At 79.7% G+C, this 1,855-nt stretch carries 2 protein-coding genes; both read left to right on the top strand.

Annotation, left to right across the window (positions count from 1 at the left end):
• Nucleotides 1-688, top strand: a 688-nt coding sequence (locus WCS02_RS20060; RefSeq protein ID WP_479688812.1) for a glycosyltransferase family protein, incomplete at its 5' end; no start/stop codon positions are given.
• Nucleotides 685-1,855: glycosyltransferase family 2 protein (locus tag WCS02_RS20055; protein WP_340296064.1), on the top strand; the 1,171-nt coding region annotated here is incomplete at its 3' end. The genes WCS02_RS20060 and WCS02_RS20055, both read left to right, overlap by 4 nt.

The raw sequence follows: 1,855 nt of genomic DNA, 5'->3' as shown, positions 1-1,855 counted from the left end.
GGTCACCGCCGGCACGCCGGCCGCCGCCACCCCCGTGCGGGTCGTCCCGCTCGCGGTACCGCCGCCCGGCCCCTCGCCCGTCGTCGCGCCGGACCCGGGCGGGCAGGGCGGGGCGCCGGACGCGGCGTCCCCGTCAGCCGGTGCCTCCGAGGCGGACCAGGGGACCCCCGGTCGCCAGGTCGCCGTGCTCGGCTGGGTCTACCCCGGCAAGGGCCACGCCGAGGTGCTCGCCGCCCTCGACGGGCTGCCCGCCGACGTCGGGCTGCGGGTGCTGGGCGGGGCGTCCCCCGGCCACGAGGACCTGCTCGACGACCTGGCCGGGCGGGCCCGCGCGTCCGGCCGGCCCCTGGTCGTCGACGGCTGGGTCGACGACGCGCACCTGCCGGCCCTGCTTCGGGCGGTCGACGTGCCCGTGTTCGCGCCCCGGCACGTGTCCGCGTCGGCCTCGCTCACCGCCTGGCTGTCGGCCGGCCGCCGCCCGGTCACAGTCCGCAGCCGGTACACCGAGGAGGTCGACCGCCGGGCGCCGGGCGGGCTGCTGCTCGTCGACGACGACCCGGCCGCCCTCGCCGACGGCGTCCGGAGGGCGCTCGACGACCCGACCATCACCCGGCTCGACCCCGGGGCGCCGGTCGGCCCCGGTCCCGCCGAGGCGGCCCGCCTCACCCTCGCCGGCTGGCCGTCGTGACCGAGGTCCCCGAGGTCCCCGAGAGCCCCGAGACCGCCGAGGTGTCCGTCGTCGTCACCCACTACGACGCACCCGACCGGCTGGCCCTCGTGCTCGCCGGGCTCGCCGCGCAGACGCTCCCGGCGGACCGGTTCGAAGTCGTCGTGGCCGACGATGGCTCCCCGGTGGCTCCGGTCCTGCCGCCGCAGCCGTACGCGCTGCGGCTCGTGGCCCAGGAGGACGACGGGTTCCGCGCGGCCGCCGCCCGCAACCTCGGCGCCGCGGCGGGCACGGGGAGGGTGCTGTGCTTCCTCGACGGCGACACGGTGCCCGAGCCCGGCTACCTCGCCGCGGTGCTCGCGGAGACTGACGCGACCGCCGCCGCGGACCTGGCCGCCCCCGGCGGCACCGGCGAGGTGCTCGTCGTCGGCCGCCGGCGGCACGCCGACCTGGCCGGGTGGACCCCGGCCAGGCTGTCCGCCTGGTTCGCCGGGACGGGCGGCGCGCCGGAGGAGCTCGAGGAGCCGCGCTGGCTGGTCGACGGGTTCCGCTGGACCGACGACCTGCGGGCGGCGGACGACGAGTCCTACCGCTGGGTCATCGCCGCGGTCCTCAGCATGCACCGCAGCCTGTTCGAGCGGGTCGGCGGCTTCGAGCCCTCGTTCCGGGCCTACGGCGGCGAGGACTGGGAGATCGCCAACCGGTGCTGGCTCGCCGGCGCGCAGCTGCGCCACGTCCCGGGCGCGGTGGCCTGGCACGACGGCGTCGACTTCGCCGGGCGCGAGGTCGACCGCCGCGCCGTGCAGAACGCCCAGGCCGCGACCCTGGCCACGCTGCTCCCCTCGCCCGCGACCCGCCCGCCGGGCCCGGTCTGGGCGTCCCCGCTCGTCGTGGTGGAGGTCGACGACCGGGGATGGACGCCCGAGCAGGCCCTGCTGACGATGGCCTCGCTCCTGCGGGCCGGGGACGTCGGGGTGTGGCTGCGCGACGGCGCGGTCGCCGCCGAGGGGGCGCCGCTGGCGGACGACCCGCGGGTGCGGGCCGGCGAGGTCCCCGCGCCGGTGCTGCTCCGCTGCCGGGCGCGGGTCCGGGTCACCGCCCCGGTCGAGCTCGTCGAGCCCCTGGCCGACCTGGTGGCGCGCGCCCCGGTCGACCTGCCCGGCGTCCGCGTCCGGCACGCCCGCGACC

The organism is Aquipuribacter hungaricus, assembly GCF_037860755.1.
Classification (GTDB): Bacteria; Actinomycetota; Actinomycetes; order Actinomycetales; family JBBAYJ01; genus Aquipuribacter; species Aquipuribacter hungaricus.
This window is presented reverse-complemented; position numbering and strand designations above follow the sequence as displayed.